4 protein-coding genes are annotated in these 2409 nt (G+C 66.4%); 2 read left to right on the top strand and 2 right to left on the bottom strand.

All coding sequences use genetic code 11. From position 1 onward, the window contains the following. Positions 1–405: 405 nt before the first annotated feature. Together OO70_RS50135 and OO70_RS57185 are read left to right on the top strand one after the other, a co-directional pair. A complete protein-coding gene (locus tag OO70_RS50135) occupies positions 406–651 on the top strand; it encodes a hypothetical protein (RefSeq protein ID WP_158711674.1) in 246 nt (81 codons plus the stop codon). Between the two features lie 362 nt (positions 652–1013). After that, a complete protein-coding gene (locus tag OO70_RS57185) occupies positions 1014–1310 on the top strand; it encodes a DUF6233 domain-containing protein (protein WP_407702908.1) in 297 nt (98 codons plus the stop codon). A gap of 42 nt (positions 1311–1352) precedes the next feature. Here OO70_RS57185 and OO70_RS50140 read toward each other — a convergent pair whose 3' ends face one another. Together OO70_RS50140 and OO70_RS50145 are read right to left on the bottom strand one after the other, a co-directional pair. Further along, positions 1353–1910 (bottom strand): GNAT family N-acetyltransferase, encoded by a 558-nt coding sequence (locus tag OO70_RS50140; protein WP_043688193.1) that lies wholly within the window; start codon positions 1908–1910, stop codon positions 1353–1355. A 283-nt stretch (positions 1911–2193) separates the two neighbouring features. Next, on the bottom strand, positions 2194–2409 hold a 216-nt coding region (locus OO70_RS50145), incomplete at its 5' end, for a 2'-5' RNA ligase family protein (protein ID WP_043688195.1).

A 2409-nucleotide genomic window follows, 5' to 3' on the forward strand; every position in this document is an offset into this window, starting at 1 on the left:
GCCTCCAAGACCACGTCCTGGAACACGACGATCCGCCGTTCGACCACGAACGGCAACGGCGCACGGCATCACCAGCTCACTACAAGAGAGCCGCACCCAACTGCAAATGCGCATGGCCACCTGCCGCTGAACGTCACACTCGACTGTGACTGTCACCCGTAGTTGGCCAGCTCTCGTCACAAAGCGCCAGGTCGTAGAGCGCCTGTCATCGGCACCTGGCCGCAGCTGTCAGAGATAGGTGGCCGGGCAAGCCTCGGAACCCGAGGCTCCGCCCACATCAGCCAACTGTGCCGGGACCCAGTACTTGGAACTGCGGTGGCCCGGCGCGTGACCAAGATCGGGCGGAAGCGTTCTCGTGAGCAGCACCCCCCTTCGGGTGCCGGACACAACGAACGGAGCAACTCGATGTACAGGGCAAAGCTTGGAGCGGCCGTGGTGCTGGCAGGCGTCACGATCCTGCTGGGCGCCGGCGCGGCCACCGCGGACCCGGGGCCGAACGACTTCGATTTCGGCTCCTCCGACTCCGCCATCGTGGGCAGCGTCGGAGCCCCCCTCGTCAACGTCAACGATCCCTGCGCCGCACCGTGGCACCAGCAGGGCGTGGGCGCCGCAGCGTACAACCCCTGCAACGAGGCCCCCTTCGCGGGCTGACCCCGCCGCCCCGCGATCCGTGATCAGGGCCTCCACCTCGAACGCAGGTGGGGGCCCTACGCTGCGGGACCACCTGCCGTCGGCGACAGTTCCAGTCCTCGTGGCGAGGTTCCAGCCACCGCATCTTGCCTCGGCAGCCCAGAAAGACAAACGTGGACGCGTGGCCACCTACCTCTGACAGTGGCCAACTATCGGTGACGGTCACATCGACCGGGCAGGGGCATGATGCTTGAATCGAATACATGAACGAGCTGCCGTCGGATCCCCCCGCCTCCGGGCGATCTTGACGTACCTCGATCAGCAGCTCGCACAGCAGGAGACGATCGGCATCTATCTGCGACTCCAGCGGCGAGACGTAGAGCGTGCGATCGCCCGCGCCGATCGCTCGGCCGTTCCTCGTAGTACCCAAGAGACCGCCGTCCGCGACCCGCGCTGGGACCGGCGATCGCCCGTCTTCCGGCTACGTTCTCGCACGCCGGGACCGCTGCGACGCCACCAAGGGGCCAGTCATTCACGTTGCCGACTGCGACCGGACTCCACATGACGTGCGCCCTGTCGAGCCGGACTTGGCCCGGAAGATCCTGACGAACGGCCGTCCGTACTTCGACGCCTGTGAGTTCTGCCGACCGGACACGGAACTGCGTATCGATCTGGATTGAGCCGGACGGGCCACTCTGGCGGCCCGCCTAAAGGTGCCACCTTCAACCGGTTTGGAGATCGCGCCATTCGTGATCGAGTATCGCGTGTACTACTGAGTCACGCCACTGCCCACCTTTGTAGATGTGCTCGCGGATCGTGCCTTCCTCGATCATGCCCGCTGCTGTCATCGTCTTCGCTGAGGCTTCGTTGATCGGGGAGCGAGCGCCCCAAATGCGATGCAAGTCGAGTTCCTCGAAGCCGAGGGCGAGCAGGAGGCGTACGGTTTCGAGGCCGTAGCCGGCGCCCCATGTGTCCGGGCGCAGCGCGAAGCCGAATGTGGCTCCGCGCTGCTGGTGTGGATCCGTGGCGATGCGGCCGAACCCGATCAGTTCGGTGGAGTCCCGCTCGATGACGGCGAGTGCGTACTCCGTGCGCGGCGTCACGGCGGCCGAGGCCATGGACCTGGCCACGATGGTGCTGACCTCAGCATGGGAGCGCGGCTCGAACGACAGGTGCGCCGTCGCCTCGCCGCTCCCGTAGATCGCGAACACTGCGTCCACGTCCTCGACCGAGAGTTCGCGAAGGTCCAGTCGCTGGCTTGAACGCTTGACCGGGTACATGTTGGGGACTCTACTGCGGGCTATCGCGCAAGCCCTCGGCTGGCGGTGCTTGGGTCGGCACTAGCGCCAGCTTCGCATCCGACGTCATGCGGTCGCCTTGGCCGACCGCCATCCAGTCCCATGGACGAGGGCCCTGTCACCCCCGTACACAGGCGATGCGGTGCTGGGCCTGACCCAGTGCGTCCGGGTCCTGGACGGTGCGACTGAGATCCGGCCTCATCTGCCGCAATGTGGGGCGGGGTCTTGCGGCCCACTGCACGGGCGGCAAAACCCCGCAGGCCCATCAGCCGAGCGGCACCTTCGCGAAGGTCTCCCACTCGTACATCTGGTTGTCCCGGTGGATGACGATGAGTTCCGCAGTGGAGATGCGAGCATGTGCTGGCGGGAGGTTGAGATGGGCGAGGGCCTCCGTGATGGGCTCAGCCGGACCGTCTCCCGCGCTGTAGGCCACGGAGACGTGCGGAGTGAAGCCCGCGGCCTTCTCTGGGACCTCGCCGAG

The organism is Streptomyces xylophagus, from assembly GCF_000716435.1.
In the GTDB taxonomy this organism is placed as follows: Bacteria; Actinomycetota; Actinomycetes; order Streptomycetales; family Streptomycetaceae; genus Streptomyces; species Streptomyces xylophagus.

What these genes read in the sequence shown, in the direction of transcription:
- OO70_RS50135 (WP_158711674.1), top strand. Translation starts at nt 406, where the DNA reads ATGTACAGGGCAAAGCTTGGAGCGGCCGTGGTGCTGGCAGGCGTCACG.
- OO70_RS50140 (WP_043688193.1), bottom strand. Translation starts at nt 1,910, where the DNA reads ATGTACCCGGTCAAGCGTTCAAGCCAGCGACTGGACCTTCGCGAACTC.